This window comes from Martinezella lusitana, assembly GCF_900094565.1.
GTDB lineage: Bacteria > Pseudomonadota > Alphaproteobacteria > Rhizobiales > Rhizobiaceae > Rhizobium > Rhizobium lusitanum.
Genome location: NZ_FMAF01000047.1, coordinates 1 through 15,823 on the forward strand (window position 1 = coordinate 1; position 15,823 = coordinate 15,823).

Genomic DNA, 15,823 nt, shown 5'->3' on the forward strand with positions numbered 1-15,823 from the left:
CCCGGACAACGTGGCGACGCTCCCATCGCCGCCAACCTGCTTGCACCCCTGCCGCCCAGCCGTTTATGCGCAGCCGATACTGCCTATGACAGCGATGCCTTTCGCCGCTTCCTCATTCAGCGAGGAACCTGCCCCGTCATCCCAAACAATCCAACCCGCAAACGCATCCAGCCTTTCGATCCGCAGGCCTATAAGCGAAGAAATATCATCGAACGCATGTTCTGCCGTCTCAAGGACTGGCGCCGCGTCGCAACACGATACGACAAGCTCGCCATCAACTTCGCAGCTACATGCTATATCGCTGCCACCATCATATGGTGGGTTTGATTGAGTCTCCACCCTAGAGCAAAGGACGAGGAAGATGCTGTGCGCATCGCTAATGATTCCCCGTTCGGCCTGGGAGGCTCTGTCTTCACGTCGAATCCGACGCATGGCGCGGAAGTCGCGAAGCGCATCTCCACTGGGATGGTCTTTGTCAATCATCCGACCAAAGTCGAGGCAGACTTGCCGTTCGGCGGCATCCGCCGTTCAGGCTACGGTCGCGAGCTTCTTGGTCTCGGTCTCAAGGAATTCGTCAATCACAAACTCATCGATGTCGTCGACATCGATGCGCATTTCTGAACGCACAAGGGGACGCTTTGTCGAGCGTCCCTCATGAACGAACATCAAGCCAAGGAGTCTCACAATGGCCAAGACTATGAAAGCCGCAGTCGTCCGCGAATTCGGAAAGCCGCTAATTATCGAGGAGGCCGCCGTCCCGACACCTGGCGCCGGTCAGATCCTCGTCAAGATCGCCGCGACCGGCGTCTGCCACACCGATCTCCACGCCGCAGAAGGCGATTGGCCCGTGAAGCCCAAGCCGCCCTTCATTCCGGGCCATGAAGGCGTTGGCCACGTCGTGGCTGTCGGCTCTGGCGTGAAACATGTCAAGGAAGGCGATCGCGTCGGCGTGCCATGGCTTTATACCGCCTGCGGACATTGCAAGCATTGCTTGGGCGGGTGGGAAACACTGTGCGAGGAGCAGCAGAATACCGGCTATTCGGTCAACGGCAGCTTTGCGGAATATGTCGTTGCCGATCCGAACTATGTCGGTCATCTGCCCGATAACGTGTCGTTTATCGATATTGCGCCTATCCTATGCGCGGGTGTCACCGTCTATAAGGGTTTGAAAGTCACCGACACGAAGCCCGACGACTGGGTGGTAATTTCCGGTATTGGCGGTTTGGGGCATTTGGCAGTCCAATATGCCAAGGCGATGGGGCTCAACGTTATCGCCGTCGACATCGATGATGAAAAACTCGATCTTGCGAAATCTCTCGGTGCTTCGCTTGCCGTGAATGCCCGTAAGGACGACCCGATCGCCTTTGTGAAGAAGGAGGTTGGCGGCGCCCAGGGCGTGCTGGTTACGGCTGTCTCACCCAAAGCCTTTGAACAGGCCCTCGGCATGGTCGGCCGCGGCGGCACAGTGTCCCTCAATGGGCTTCCTCCGGGCGATTTCCCCTTGTCGATCTTCGACACAGTCCTGAACGGGGTTACCGTGCGCGGCTCGATCGTCGGCACGCGCCTCGACCTTCAGGAGGCGCTGAACTTCGCTGGCGAAGGCAAGGTCAAGGCGACGATTGCGACCGACAAGCTCGAAAATATCAACGATATCTTTGCTCGCATGCACAAGGGAGATATCCAGGGCCGGATCGTCATCGACTTTGCAAAATAAAACCAAATCAATGCCGTGATGCACGCGATGGTGCTTCACCAAATCGGCGAACCGCTTGTCTGGACCGAGCCGCCGCATCGAGAGCCAGATCCAGGCGAGCCGCGTCTGGGTTCCCGCCTTCTGCATCTGCCGGATGGATTTGCATCCGGTGGAGAGGGCGTCGACGCCGCGGCGACGCTACCTGACGCAGTCGCGGCCGCCAAAATGGTCGTCTAGGTTGAATGCGATTCGTCCCGGATGGATGCGTTTGCTGCAAGCGCATTCTGTCTGCCTGTTCCGCTTGCGCTCGTGGGTGATGTCTTCGTGTTCAAGACAAGCCTGACGATGAGCGGCTTGACGTGATATCCTTTTCGAAATAGCGACCAGTTAGCTGGTCGTCTGATTAGGTGATTGAAAGTTCTAAGTAATTTTCGTACGCGGCCCGATAATACGCAGGTCGCCGGCTATGGAGAGACCGATTGGTTGTTTCACGAAAGACTTTGCTTGCGGGCGCAATCATTCTCATTGTTGCAGCGGCTGGCTACTACGCATGGATCAAGATCCATGCTCCTAGCCTTCCCGACGGCTTTGCTGCAAGCAATGGGCGCATCGAGGCCGTTGAAATCGACATTTCGACCAAGACTGCCGGGCGACTACAGGACTTGCTGGTCCGTGAAGGCGATTTCGTCACCGCCGGCCAGACGCTCGCCCAAATGGATACGGTTCAGCTCGCGGCCCGCAAGCGACAGGCGGAAGCGCAGCTGCGTCGCGCCCAGATCTCGATCGACACGGCGCATAGCCTTGTTGCCCAACGCCAGGCCGAAAAGACCTCGGCGATGGCTGTGATCGAACAGCGCAAGGCCCAGCTCGATTCCGCAAGCAAGACCAATGCTCGCAACAGGCAGCTGCTGAGCAGCAACACGGTCTCACAGCAAATCGTCGATGACAGCGAAGCGAACGAGCAGGCAGCCAAGGCAACGCTTGCCTCGGCGCAGGCAGCTCTTGCAGCGTCGGATGCCGCCATCAATGCTGCCAAGGCGCAAGTGGTGGATGCGGAAGCGGCGGTCGATGCAGCAAAGGCCGAGATTGAGAGCATAGAAGCGGATATATCCGACAGCACGCTCAAGGCTCCGAGGGATGGCCGGATCCAGTATCGCATTGCCCAGCCTGGCGAAGTGTTGGCAGCCGGCGGCCGGGTGTTGAATCTCGTCGACCTCGGCGATGTCTACATGACCTTTTTCCTTCCGACGGAACAGGCAGGCCGGACCTCGATGGGGTCGGACGTCCGTCTCGTGCTCGATGCGGCGCCGCAATACACCATCCCCGCCAAGGTCTCGTTCGTTGCAGACGTTGCGCAATTCACGCCGAAAACAGTCGAAACCGAGGAAGAGCGGCAGAAGCTCACCTTCCGCGTTCGCGCCCAGATCCCTCAGGAGCTTCTGAAGAAATACATCCAATATGTCAAAACGGGCCTGCCAGGCATGGCCTATGTCCGCCTCGACCCGCAGGCGCAATGGCCTGACAATCTCGAACGCAACCTCGTCAAGTAGCGGTTGACGACATGGCGGAAACCATCGAAGGCACACCGAAAGACGACGAGAGCGGCGCCGCAGTTGCCAGGCTGAATGATGTCCGGCTCGTCTACAAGAATGCGATCGGGCTGGACAAGGTCACGCTTGAGATTCCATCGGGGCGAATGACCGGCTTGATCGGCCCCGACGGTGTCGGCAAGTCAAGCCTCCTATCGCTGATTTCCGGTGCCCACGCGGTGCAGACGGGACGCGTGGAGGTGTTCGGCGGAGACATGCGTGATGCCCGGCATCGCGAGCGAACCTGCCCAAGGATTGCCTATATGCCGCAGGGGCTCGGCAAGAACCTTTATCCAACCCTGTCCGTCTTCGAGAATGTCGACTTCTTCGGGCGCCTCTTTGGGCAGGACAAACATGAACGGACGGCCAGGATCGCCGAATTGCTCGACAGCACCGGCCTCGGTCCTTTTGCAGACCGCCCCGCGGCGAAACTGTCGGGTGGCATGAAGCAGAAACTCGGATTGTGCTGCGCTCTCATTCATGATCCCGACCTGCTCATTCTCGACGAGCCGACCACAGGCGTCGATCCGCTGTCGCGCCGGCAATTCTGGGAACTGATTGGCAGCATTCGGGCAAGCCGGCCCGGTATGAGCGTCATCGTCGCGACCGCTTACATGGAAGAGGCGGCCGGCTTCGACTGGCTGATCGCGATGAATGCCGGCAAAGTCCTTGATACCGGCACTCCCAAGCAACTTCTCGAGCGCACGCAGACCAGCGATCTCGACGCTGCCTTCATCGCTCTGCTTCCCGAAGCCGATCGGCGCGATCATCACGAGATCATCATTCCGCCACGTCCGCAGACGGCTGGTGGTGTCTACGCCATCGAGGCCAGTCATCTCAGCATGCGCTTCGGCGATTTCACCGCGGTCGACAATGTCAGCTTTCAGATCCCCAAGGGCGAGATATTTGGCTTTCTCGGTTCGAATGGATGCGGCAAGACCACGACGATGAAGATGCTGACGGGCCTGCTTGCCGCCAGCGAAGGCGAAGCCAAGCTTTTCGGCCGCAAGGTCGACGCCAGCGACATGGCGGTCAGGCGCCGCGTCGGCTACATGAGCCAGGCCTTCTCGCTCTATGGCGAGCTGACGGTCCGGCAAAACCTTGATCTCCATGCCCGTCTTTTCAAGCTGAAGGAAGACCGGATTCCCGCGCGCATCGCCGAAATGACCGATCGCTTCGGCCTGGGCGATGTGATGGATGCACTGCCGGACACACTGCCGCTCGGTATCCGCCAGCGGCTATCGCTTGCGGTTGCGATGATCCACGCGCCGGACATTCTCATTCTCGACGAGCCGACCTCGGGTGTCGATCCCGTTGCTCGCGATGCTTTCTGGCAGATCCTTGCCGACCTGTCGCGCAAAGACGATGTGACGATTTTCGTCTCGACCCATTTCATGAACGAGGCAGAGCGCTGCGATCGCATTTCGCTGATGCACGCAGGCAAGGTGTTGATAAGCGACACCCCTGCCGCCATTGCCAAAAGCCGCAATACGGAAACACTCGAGGACGCCTTTATCGCCTATCTCGAGGAGGCGTCCGGCATTGTGCGTGGCCAGGAGGCAAAGCCTGTCGTCATGGCAAACGCCCTTGAGGCAGCCGCATCGCCGACACGCCGCCGCTTCTTCGATTTTCGCCGCATGTTCAGCTACACGCGCCGCGAGGCCTTGGAGCTGCAACGCGATCCCGTTCGCGGCACGCTTGCCGTTCTCGGGAGCGTTATCCTGATGTTCGTGATCGGTTATGGCATCAACCTCGATGTCGAGGATCTGACCTTTGCCGTGCTCGACCGCGATAGCTCGACCATCAGCCGCGATTATGTACTCGATATTGCCGGATCGAGGTACTTTATCGAGAAGGCGCCAATCAAGGATTATGCCGATATGGATCGGCGCATGCGGGACGGCGAACTTAGCCTCGCCATCGAGATACCGCCTGGCTTCGGCCGAAACGTGCTGCGCGGCGATGTCGTCGAAATCGGCGCATGGATCGACGGGGCGATGCCGCAACGGGCCGAAACGGTCAGGAGTTACGTTCAGGGCATGCATGCCAACTGGCTGGCACGCAAGGCAAAGGAACTCTATGGGGCGGCGGCCACGCAAGGCTCGTTCACCATTGAAACGCGCTTTCGCTATAATCCCGACGTCAAAAGCCTGGTGGCGATGGTCCCTGCCGTCATCCCGCTGCTGCTGATGCTCATCCCGGCAATGCTCGCGGCCCTAAGTGTCGTGCGCGAGAAAGAGCTCGGCTCGATCATCAACCTTTACGTCACGCCGGTCAGCAAGCTGGAGTTCCTAATCGGCAAACAATTGCCCTATGTCGCGCTCGGGCTATTGAACTTTGTTCTGCTGACGGCCTTTGCCACGCTGGTCTTCCGCGTGCCGTTCACCGGCAGCTATCTGACCTATCTGACGGCGGCGCTGCTCTATGTGATCATCGCAACCTCGATCGGCATCGTCATCTCGTCCTTCATGAAAAGCCAGATCGCGGCCATCTTCGGCACCGCGCTCCTGACCTTGATACCGGCGACGCAATATTCCGGCATGATCGACCCGGTCTCATCGCTACGGGGCGCCGGCGCTCTCATCGGCGAGCTCTATCCGGCCACCTATTTCATGACGATTTCTCGCGGCACCTTCTCCAAGGCGCTCGACTTCGCAGGCCTCTACGGCTCCTTTATTCCGCTATTGATCGCGATCCCGATCCTTTCGATCCTGGGGACGCTGCTAATCAAGAAGCAGGAGGGATGTCGATCAGCTTGGTTTAGCGAAATCGATTCCGTTGTAATGATACCTATTCCAGTCTTCCAAGATCAGCGGAATCTTCTGAATTGACCGGAAAGCGCCGATACTGTTGAAAAACTCCACTGAGCATTTGCAGCGGCACTCCTCGGCCGGATCGACAGGTATAGTTTTCGGACGGTTCGGCAGAGGCGAAACCACTTTGCGTGTTCCATGCAGGGAGAGCTTGGCATGCGCAATATTATTTCAGCGATCCCGATGGAAAAGCCGCCTGCTGGAGTTTTTCAACAGTATCCGCCAGCAGCGGACGTCTTCAGCCATCGGTAACACCAACGACGCTGTCATTCTGTCAAATTCTATGGACCTTTCAAACGCAGGAGAGGGAGGTGGAATGTCTCCTGAAGGCTGGTAAGACGAAAGGACTGGAAGACCGGAGGCAAGAGTAATGACCAGAGAAGAGATGCTTACCTATTCTCAAGCGGTGTGCGATGGCCTTCGTGAGGACGAAGACGGTGTGCGACGCGAGGTTCTCACACACGCGGGAAGCCGATGGTCGCTCGGCGTCATACATACCCTCGGTGTCTATGGCAGGCTCCGGCACGCAGATATCGGAAAACGAATGCACGGCGTCACGCAGCGAATGCTCACCCGAACGCTACGCCAACTCGAAAGAGATGGTCTCGTCACTCGCCACGATCTCGTTGAGATGCCGCCTCGGGTTGAATACGAACTGACAGAACTAGGGATGGGTCTTCTCATCCGAATGGTTCCGCTGTGGACATGGGTCGTGGAGAATTCCGGCGAGTTTCGCAAGGCACGCGAGGATTACGATTCCTGCCCGCCAGAAAAACCTTCCTGGCAGACATTTTGACGAACAAGCGTTGCGTCGAAATGGAGGAAAGCACGCCCGCAGTCTAGCGTATGCGGATCACAGCGTGACTTGGGGGCATTCTCGGACCACGCTCCCAAGTCACTGTTTCCTGTCCACGATGCCTGCGGGCGATCTCACTTGCCGCTAAGGTTCGCCTCGATCCAATCGGACACAGCCGTCACTTTGACGCCTTGGCGTACGTTGAACGTGTTGGATTTGTCCCACGCCATGCCGCGCCCGATACCAAAGGCTGCTCGGTACTTGCGCATCATGTTCTGGGGGTCGTTTGCTAATTCCTCCATCAAAACCGGGACAGTCCATTCGGACCGGCTGAAGGGCCGGTTCAAACCTACTTCCAGCTTGTCGGCGAGTTCACCGTAGGTGATAGTATCCCCGGCAAGGAAGACGATCTCGTTGCTAATGGTCGGCTCGTAGAAGACGATTTCAGCGGTGAGAGCACCAATGTCGTCGGGTGTGGTCAGCGTGACAGCAGTGTCGTAACTGCCGAGGGAGTTGACTGTGTCCGTTTGCAGATCAACGACGCCGAAATCCGGTTCGAAGAGATAGCTCATGAACATGCCGGTGGAGATGATGACCCACTCTGTCTTGCTCTGGGAGCGAAGGAGTTCCCTGACATCAAGCTGAGCGTCGAAAATGTCCTGCGGGCCGCCGCGACCAATCGCCTCGAAATCGACGCCGAATTGCCAAGGGAAATAGCGTGGAATCCCGGACTGCAACGCCGCCTTGGCAAGCTTCATCGGTGTATTAATCCCAGCCGCATAGCCAGCGCAGCCGATCACGGTGTCGTACCTCGAGAAAAGAGACGCCAGTTCGTCGATTGAGCTCTTCACCAAATCACCTACGACGATCTCGATACCAAGGTCTCGGATTTCAGCGATGTCACGCTGCTTCGCCGGCACATCTGATACAACAGTACTGGCGCGCAGAAGAACGCTGATCTTCGCGCCCTCGACGTCCTTGGCGCGAAGAGCCAGATTGCGCAGGACGGGCATGCCGAGTTCCCCGGCCCCGAGGACAAGAATGTTCCGAGACTTCACGGTGGAGACTGTTGTGTTCATCGATTTCAATCCTTCAAAATCCTGTGTTGCCGCTATTTGGCAAGTCAGGCCCACGAAGAAAAGAAGGTACACGGATGATACTGCAGCGAATCAGAAGAACGACAATGCCGTAGTCGGCTGTCCGCTTTGGGCCCAACAGCCGCCATGAGGCATGGAGGGTTACTAGACGGCGTCATCCAGGTGTCATCATTGGCGAGCATCCTGAGGTCAGCAGCGATTGATAGTGGCCAAGCCGGATTGTCGGCTGGGAGGTCTCAATGGCGCAGACACCCAATGGGATGCGTATAAGCGAGATGGCTTGGCAGAAGGCCTTGGCTCGCGATGCGGTCATTCGTCCGCTCGCTTTCGGAGGAACGCTGAGCGTTACGGAGAGATCTTCCGCCTGCAAGCAACTCGGCCTTAAACAATCGAGGTTCTATCAATTGCTCGGACAATTCAGGCGCAAGCCCGTCACAAGTTCGCTGTTAGACGAGACGCCCGGCCCCGAGAAGGGGCGGCGGCTTCTATCTCCAGAACAAGAAGCGGTTGTCACGCAAGCCATCCAGGAAACCTATTGCCGCCGCGAGCGTCCGACGATCACCGCGGTGCACGACCATGTTCGATTCGTTTGCCGCGAGCGAAACCTGGCGGCCCCCTCCTGGAAGGCAGTGAAGGTTCGCATCGATCAGGCCGACCGGCAAAAGCTGACCAAAGCCCGAGAGGGCGCACCGGCCTCACGTCAGCGCTTCTCCGCCGTCGTCGGTGAATATTCGGCAGAGCATGCGATGGAAATTGTGCAGATCGATCACACGTTGGTCGATCTTTTCGTCGTTGATGCTGTAAACCGCCAACCGCTACAGCGTCCCTGGCTGACCTTGGCAATCGACATCGCCAGCCGCATGGTGGCCGGCTTTTATCTGAGCCTCGAACATCCATCGTCAACCTCCGTGGCCTTAGCCATCCGGCACATGGTTCTACCGAAGACGCCTTGGCTTGCTGAGCAAAAAGTGAGCGGCGACTGGCCAGTCTATGGTTTGCCCACCGCTATTCATCTCGACAATGCTCGGGAATTCCGGGGGAAAGCCCTCGTCTGGGGTGCGGCCGAGCACGGCATCAATCTCATCCACCGACCGGTTGCCCGCCCACACTACGGCGGGCACATCGAGCGGCTTATCGGCACTATGATGGGAGCAGTTCATTTCCTCCCCGGCTCAACGTCGAGTGATGTCGCCTCTCGCGGCGATTACGATCCGCAAAAGCATGCGGTCATGACCTTTGACGAGCTGGAGCAGTGGTTGGCCCTCGAGATCGTCGGACGCTATCACGCCGATATTCACCGTGCCCTAAAAATTCCGCCTCGTCTGGCTTGGGAGGATGCCGTCGTTGCGCGTCGTGAGCCTTTACGGCTCCCATACGACGGACACCGTTTCGTCCTGGATTTTTTACCGTTCGAGGAACGGGTCATCCGCCGAGACGGACTTCACCTGTTCGGTCTCAAATATTGGGACGATGTCCTCAGCCCATGGACAGGTGCGCCGGACAAGATGCGGGTCCGTTACGATCCTCGAGATATTTCATGCGTGTTCGTCGATGGGCCAACCGGCGAAAGCTGGCCGGTTCGGTTTGCGGACCTTGGCCGACCGCGGATCACGCTTGGGGAGCATCGACAGGCCGTGGCCGCTTTGAGGGCTCGTGGACTGCAATCTGTCGATGAGCACCTGATTTTCGAGACCATCGAAGCCCAGCGGCAGATCGTTGAAATGGCCGGTCGTCAAACACGCAGCATGCGTCGAGGAGTGGAGAGGCAGGCACGAGCGTTTGCCGCCACGGAGCGACATACGATCGGAACGACGGATGATGACGATGAGAGCGAATTCCTCGACCTGTCCCCGTTGTCGGTAGAGGAGTGGTCATGATGGAATATCGCCATCTGCAACCGGGCTATCGGCAATATGCCGAAATGGAGATCGAAGAACGGGTCGCCTGGATCCGGGCCGATCGTTGGTTGGAAACGGCCGATGCGAGGGCAGCTTTGGCGCGGCTTGAGGATTTGCTCTCCTATCCGCCGCGAGACCGAATGCCATGTCTGCTCCTCTACGGCGATACCGGGATGGGAAAGACCAAGATCATCCGAAAGTTTCTTCGCGATCACCAACCCACTTTCGATCGCGGAACTGGGGTGACGACCATGCCGGTTGTGGCAATGCAGATGCCCGCTGAACCTGTTGAGCGCGACGTCTATGGTGAGCTTCTCAATGCGATGAGCGCGCCTGGCCCGGGAGGAGATGCAACGTTCCGTCTGAAGAACACTTGCCGCACCTTGATGCGCAAGATGGGTGTGCGGATGCTGATCATTGATGAGATCCACGCTATGCTGACTGGGACCTATCGGCAGCAACGGATCTTCCTCAATGTCATTCGCTTTCTCGCAAATGACCTGAAAGTCCCGCTGATTTGCGCCGGCACGGATCTGGCCCGCCAGGCGTTGTTGACGGATCCGCAGCTTGCGGAGCGGTTCGAGGCCTTTCATCTCAAGCGCTGGTCCAATACACAGCAGCTCGCCCAACTTTTTGCGAGCCTTGGGAGCATCCTCCCTTTGCGCGAGCCATCGCAACTTGGGTCTGCGGCGGTGAGGCGGAAGGTGCTGGACATGACCGACGGCGTCACGGTCCGGATTTTTCGGCTTATCGAGACCGTTGCAGTTGAAGCTGTTCGGACCGGGGTGGAGGCAATCACCATAGACAGTTTCGACGGTGACAACCTCGTGCTGCCACTGGTCGCCATGGCGCGACGATCGGAACGCCGCCTACAGCGGCAGGCAAGCTGATGAGACAGGTGCGGCTCCTTGCCGTCGCACCTCGTCCCTTTGACGATGAACTTCTCAGTTGTTGGCATTGGCGGGTCGCAAGTCATTATTCTACCTCGCCACAGCGCGTTGAAAGCTGGATATCCGGGACGCTTGGCGTCCAAAGCCAAGACTTCTCCAGCCGCGACTTTCAGCCCGATCGAGACCTAACTCGGCTTTGGGCACTCGCCTGTCGCACCCGTGAAGCTGATCTGGACCGACTGTCACTTAAAAGCGCCGGGCGGCCTATAAGCTCTTTTGTGGGTGACCCCTTGGATCGAGGCGTCTGCCCGGTCTGCCTGGATGAGGATGCCGAAGAGGGGAGGGACCATTATTGTCGGCGATCGTGGGTAAGCGTCGAAGCAGTGGTCTGTCCTCGGCACAAAACTGGCCTCGAGAATAACTGTGCCCGGTGTTTTCGCAGCGGGTTGTTTCAGTTTCGGCAGACACCCGCCGGTGTCGTCAGGCTGTTTTGTCGTAATTGCGAGAAAGTCGTCTCGGCGCGGGGTTTTCAGCGACGCGACCAAGCAGAGCTAGTTCAGGTAGCTACGGCGATCCGCGACGCCATTGCCAAAGGCGAACCGGAGCTTGACCTTATCGAGATGGCAAGTCGCTTCTTCTGGGCGCCGACTTCGGACGGAGCGGCCTACATCACCTCGCTGGGCCTGCCGCTACCCTATGGTCGGCGTCCGTCGGCATCGACAGACATTGCGCCGCTGACGAAACTTTCACCGGCATGGCGGGCGGTGACGATTGCGGCGATCGCGGAGCTGCTCTTTGGAATGGGCTCCGAAACGAAACGACTTCCGTCTTCCGCTCGCACGGCCTTTTCGCGATTCGAGCTCAAGCCCACCGTCCCAAATCCTCACGCACCGTTGCCAGCCCAATTGACTTCCCATTTGACACCACGTCCTGAGCCCGAATACCGGAAGCTCGCCAGCGACATTATCCGGAGCCAAGCTTGGAAGTCTCTTCCGCAGAAAGCGGGCAGGGAAAGAAGCCGCGCAATCGGCAGGTTGATGCTCCGAGCCCTCAATGACGGATAAGGCCGAACCGATGCGCCTCATCCAACAGGTTGCGAACGGATGACGGCTGCCATTTGCGACCACCGCGCGCCGGTCGCTCTCCCATCTGATCTAGCTGGCTGGCAATGTCGCGCAGCGATAGGCCGGGATCGGCAATGGAAATCGCTGCGACGAGCTTCATGAGATGATCTTCTGGCGCACGGCGCGGAGAGCGAACCAGTAGCTCGGGATCTGCCAGCTTTTCGCGAACCATTCGATGCACGGCTCTACGTAGCCTCTCCTCAGTCCAGTCATGGCCTCTGCGATTGAGGACACGCACGACATTGTCCCAGCTATGTTTTGGGCGGAGTTGCCGAACGGTCGGGAGCCAGGTTTGCGCAGAGGAGATCAGCTCATCGAGATAGATTTTTTCTCGCGCCTTCGACACCGCCTTGATCGCCTCCGGTCGTCTCTCCCGAAGGCCTGGATTGCCGGGCAGCTTGCCGCGGGCTTTTGCCGCCTTGATGCCGGCCTTGGTTCGCTCGGCGATCAGCGCTCGTTCGAGCTGCGCGACGGCGCCAAGGACCTGGAGAGAAAACATGCCTTGTGGCGTGGACGTATCGATCGGATCGCGGATTGACCGAAAATGGACACCACGCTCTTCGAGATCTTCGATCACTTGCAGAAGGTGGCTCACAGACCGAGCAAGGCGATCCAGCCGGACGACGACCAGCACGTCTCCGGCTTTGAGGTCTCCGAGCAACCTTGTCAGAACTGGTCGCGCCCGCGATGCGCCGGAGCCCTGCTCCTGAAATATTCTCTCACAGCCGGCGGCACGCAGCTCGTCCATCTGTGCGTCATGCACCTGTTCGTCGGTCGAGACACGCGCATATCCTATAAGACGTTTCGGGACTGGCGATGGATTGGCGATTTGCCGTTTTGCCATGATTTTCTCGCGCGCTTTTCGGGTGCTTTGTACAAATAATGAATGCGTGAGAAAATGACCAGTTGCAAGCGTGTTTTAGGGTCTAAATGCAGCCCCATCAGACTCGAAATGCAACGTCGAACGGGCATCCGGCCGTAACCAGCGTGAAACGCGCTCTGGCGGCCATCTGTGGCGGAAATGCCTGAAAATAAGGAGATCGGAGGAGGGGAGGGCCATGAAAGACGGTTCGCGTGTAAAGACGCCAGAGAATTCTGGGTTTATCGGCAGGGGAGGGCTGCTCCGGGTGGCCTGCAGAGCGAAGATGTTTCCGTCGAACCTAGCAGAAATCAACCTGAAACACAGGAAAACCAAGGCTTTCCGCTCATCCAGGGCGACCGACAAGGGATGACATGGCATTGTCCAATATCCTGCAACTGGGGATCAAGGAGTTGCGTGGGCTTGCCCGCGATCCGATGCTCGTCCTGCTCGTCGTCTATGCATTCACGCTGCAGATCTATACTGGCTCCAGTGCCTTGCCGGAAACCTTGAACAACGCGGCTGTCGCCATCGTCGACGAGGATCAGTCGCCGCTGTCGGGGCGGATCAGTACTGCCTTCTATCCCCCTTACTTCGTGCCACCCAAGCAGATTTCCATCGCCGAGATGGATCAGCGGATGGATGCGGGCCTCGACACATTTGCGCTCAACATCCCCCCGGACTTTCAACGCAAGGTCATGGCGGGGCAACATCCGGCGATTCAGCTCAATGTCGACGCCACGCGGATGAGCCAGGCCTTCTCCGGGAGCGGCTATATCCAGACCATCGTCACAAGCGAGGTCGATGAATTCATGAAGCGCTATCGCGCTGAAAGCAACGTGCCGGTGAATCTGACCTTGCGGGCCAGATTCAATCCGCAGCTTAACAAATCCTGGTTCGGCTCGATCAATAACATCATCACCTCGATCACCATGCTTTCGATCGTGCTGACGGGTGCCGCCCTGATCCGCGAAAAGGAGCACGGCACGATCGAGCATTTGCTCGTCATGCCCGTGACCCCACTGGAGATCATGCTGAGCAAGATCTGGTCGATGGGACTCGTGGTCCTGGTCGCCACAGCCGTCTCTGTCTTCATGGTGGTCAAAGGTCTGCTTGGCATACCGATCGAAGGCTCGATGGCGCTGTTTCTGCTTGGAACTGCGCTCCAGCTTTTTGCAACGACGGCGATGGGAATATTTTTGGCCACCGTCGCAGGCTCGATGCCGCAATTCGGCTTGCTCCTCATTCTTGTGCTTTTGCCGCTGCAGGTCCTGTCCGGCGCCATGACGCCACGCGAAAGCATGCCCGAAATCATTCAGAACATCATGCTTCTTGCGCCCAACACCCACTTCGTCATTCTGGCGCAAGCCGTGCTCTTTCGAGGCGCCGGCATAGATGTCGTCTGGCCGCAGCTTTTATCCTTGCTTGCTATCGGAATGGTCCTATTTTTCTTTGCTCTCGGGCGGTTTCGGAGGTTCTTGAGATGACGGCGCTCCATTATCGCGCCGGTTACGCGCCGCTCCCCACCATCGAAGAAAGGAAATCAGCGAAGGAAGGACTTTCGCCTGGTTCGTCACGGCACAACTTCGCAGCTGCGCCATGCATCCTTTAATTGTAAATTGGGGTATGGGTAGATACGTTAATGGGCAACGAAGCAGCCGGAAACCGATCCTCATGGGCGCGAACGATCCTGCTGTCGATCATCAGATATTGGTTGTTGCGGTCTGCCGTCAGGGCCTCGAACACCCGCTCCCAGACGCCGGCATGGCACCAGCGGCTGAAACGCTTATACACCGTCTCGCTTACCCGCTTTACACATCGCGCGGTCGAACACCGGAAAGCCGCTTCTCCGTTTTTTGTTTGCGGCCGGATCCCAGCTCTCGCACATAGATCGTGAGGGGTCTTTCGACAACCCTGAAGAGCGCTAGCGCGAATATGATGGAACCGATGGTCGCATAGATGACGAACAGGCCAAGAGAGAGGTGGTCACCGATAGCCTTCGCCCAAATGGCCCGCATAGGCCGCACGATGAAGGGATGGGCGAGATAGAGGCTATAGGAAGCGTCTCCAACGGCGACGCCCCACAGCACGATCCGTTTGAGAGGAAGGGCAGGACCGATTGCGGCGGCTAGGACAAACACGGCAGCGGGCACACCTCTGCGCAGGAATTGCGGCAGAGCCGCATCGTCCCAGGGAGTGGAGAAACGAGCGAATCCGATGAGCCCGATCGCCATCAGAGCAAGTGCCACCCCAGGACCGATCCGCAGGCCGATGCGGAAAATCAACGCTACATATACACCCAACAGAAATTCCAGGATGATGGGGTTCGTCCAGAAAGCAATCTGGACATTCCGTGGTTCAATCGTGGTGCCAACGAGGGCCAGCGCAGCCATCAGTACCGACAGCCCAATAATGCCCGGCCGGATCGGCATCATTAGCGCCAGCGCGAAGAGCACATAGAACAGCATCTCATAGTTCAAGGTCCAGCCAAGGGCGAGCACAGGCCGGATCTCATTCGCGCCACGCATGTCAGGGATGAAGAGATAGGATGCGACGACATGAGAAATATCGCCAACTGGAACGTTGAGCAGTGAAGGCGCCGCGGCCGCGCCGAGCAGCATGACGCTCGTTAGCAACCAGTAGAGCGGAACGACGCGTGCGCAACGTCTGAGGAAGAAGCGCAAGGAAGCACCGCTTTTGCCGAACTCTGCCGCCGCGGTATGCATCATGATGAAGCCCGACAGGACGAAGAAGATATCGACACCGTAGCCGAGGTACCATGCCTTGGCGTCGACGGCTTGGCGTGCTGTCACGACAGCCAGATTTTCAGTTTCATGGATGGTATGTGCCACCACCACAGACAAGGCCGCGAGCGCTCGAAGCACTTGAAGATTTATGAGTTTGGCAGCGACATCCGCTTTCGTGGATTGCGGAATTCCAATCGATTGCCTCTGTTCTGCTCCGATCCGGTTCCAAGTCATGTCAGATGGTGCCTCAGTAGGCCTTGTTCATGCCGACGCCGAGGGAGCCAACGGTCGCCTGGGTTGAGTTGCCATAATCTGTG

12 protein-coding genes and 3 pseudogenes are annotated in these 15,823 nt (G+C 58.2%); 11 read left to right on the forward strand and 4 right to left on the reverse strand.

Annotated features, from left to right (window positions below; translation table 11 throughout):
- From GA0061101_RS36375 to GA0061101_RS36405, 7 genes and pseudogenes are all read left to right on the forward strand, one after another.
- Positions 1–327: transposase (locus GA0061101_RS36375; protein WP_141694169.1), on the forward strand; the 327-nt coding region annotated here is incomplete at its 5' end.
- A 15-nt stretch (positions 328–342) separates the two neighbouring features.
- Positions 343–621, forward strand: a pseudogene (locus GA0061101_RS36380) (aldehyde dehydrogenase family protein); the annotation flags it as partial.
- 64 nt (positions 622–685) lie between these two features.
- Positions 686–1,714: an alcohol dehydrogenase AdhP gene (gene adhP, locus GA0061101_RS36385; RefSeq protein WP_037191253.1), complete on the forward strand. Its 1,029-nt coding sequence runs from the start codon at positions 686–688 to the stop codon at positions 1,712–1,714.
- A gap of 27 nt (positions 1,715–1,741) precedes the next feature.
- Positions 1,742–1,930 carry a hypothetical protein gene (locus tag GA0061101_RS36390; RefSeq protein WP_037191250.1) on the forward strand — a complete coding sequence of 63 codons (189 nt, stop codon included), beginning with the start codon at positions 1,742–1,744 and terminating at the stop codon, positions 1,928–1,930.
- Positions 1,931–2,172: 242 nt separating this feature from the next.
- Entirely contained in the window at positions 2,173–3,243 is a 1,071-nt protein-coding gene (locus GA0061101_RS36395) for an HlyD family secretion protein (protein ID WP_092577339.1), read from the forward strand.
- Positions 3,244–3,254: 11 nt separating this feature from the next.
- A pseudogene (rbbA, locus tag GA0061101_RS36400) lies at positions 3,255–6,020 on the forward strand (ribosome-associated ATPase/putative transporter RbbA); the annotation flags it as partial.
- 445 nt (positions 6,021–6,465) lie between these two features.
- The gene (locus tag GA0061101_RS36405; RefSeq protein WP_092577344.1) at positions 6,466–6,891 is read left to right on the forward strand and encodes a winged helix-turn-helix transcriptional regulator; all 426 of its coding nucleotides are present in this window, start codon (positions 6,466–6,468) and stop codon (positions 6,889–6,891) included.
- A 134-nt stretch (positions 6,892–7,025) separates the two neighbouring features.
- Here GA0061101_RS36405 and GA0061101_RS36410 read toward each other — a convergent pair whose 3' ends face one another.
- On the reverse strand, positions 7,026–7,970 hold the full coding sequence (locus tag GA0061101_RS36410; RefSeq protein WP_092577346.1) for an aromatic alcohol reductase: 945 nt from the start codon (positions 7,968–7,970) through the stop codon (positions 7,026–7,028).
- Positions 7,971–8,227: 257 nt separating this feature from the next.
- Here GA0061101_RS36410 and GA0061101_RS36415 point away from each other — a divergent pair, with 257 nt between their 5' ends.
- From GA0061101_RS36415 to GA0061101_RS41240, 3 genes are read left to right on the forward strand one after another with little or no spacing between them, the layout of a single operon-like run.
- On the forward strand, positions 8,228–9,865 hold the full coding sequence (locus GA0061101_RS36415) for a Mu transposase C-terminal domain-containing protein (RefSeq protein ID WP_092577348.1): 1,638 nt from the start codon (positions 8,228–8,230) through the stop codon (positions 9,863–9,865).
- 44 nt (positions 9,866–9,909) lie between these two features.
- Complete coding sequence (locus tag GA0061101_RS36420) at positions 9,910–10,776, forward strand: TniB family NTP-binding protein (protein WP_245297655.1); 867 nt, start codon at positions 9,910–9,912, stop codon at positions 10,774–10,776.
- The gene (locus GA0061101_RS41240; protein ID WP_092577356.1) at positions 10,776–11,840 is read left to right on the forward strand and encodes a TniQ family protein; all 1,065 of its coding nucleotides are present in this window, start codon (positions 10,776–10,778) and stop codon (positions 11,838–11,840) included. Before GA0061101_RS36420 ends, GA0061101_RS41240 begins: the two co-directional genes overlap by 1 nt.
- Here GA0061101_RS41240 and GA0061101_RS36430 read toward each other — a convergent pair.
- The gene (locus GA0061101_RS36430) at positions 11,827–12,744 is read right to left on the reverse strand and encodes a recombinase family protein (protein WP_092577359.1); all 918 of its coding nucleotides are present in this window, start codon (positions 12,742–12,744) and stop codon (positions 11,827–11,829) included. The genes GA0061101_RS41240 and GA0061101_RS36430 overlap by 14 nt on opposite strands.
- Before the next feature lie 389 nt (positions 12,745–13,133).
- Here GA0061101_RS36430 and GA0061101_RS36435 point away from each other — a divergent pair, with 389 nt between their 5' ends.
- Positions 13,134–14,246: an ABC transporter permease gene (locus GA0061101_RS36435; protein ID WP_037191245.1), complete on the forward strand. Its 1,113-nt coding sequence runs from the start codon at positions 13,134–13,136 to the stop codon at positions 14,244–14,246.
- 184 nt (positions 14,247–14,430) lie between these two features.
- On the opposite strand, the pseudogene GA0061101_RS39145 reads toward GA0061101_RS36435, so the two are convergent.
- Positions 14,431–14,559 (reverse strand): annotated as a pseudogene (locus GA0061101_RS39145) (IS5-like element ISNeu3 family transposase); the annotation flags it as partial.
- A gap of 11 nt (positions 14,560–14,570) precedes the next feature.
- A complete protein-coding gene (locus tag GA0061101_RS36440; RefSeq protein ID WP_245297653.1) occupies positions 14,571–15,644 on the reverse strand; it encodes an acyltransferase family protein in 1,074 nt (357 codons plus the stop codon).
- Between the last annotated feature and the right edge of the window lie 179 nt (positions 15,645–15,823).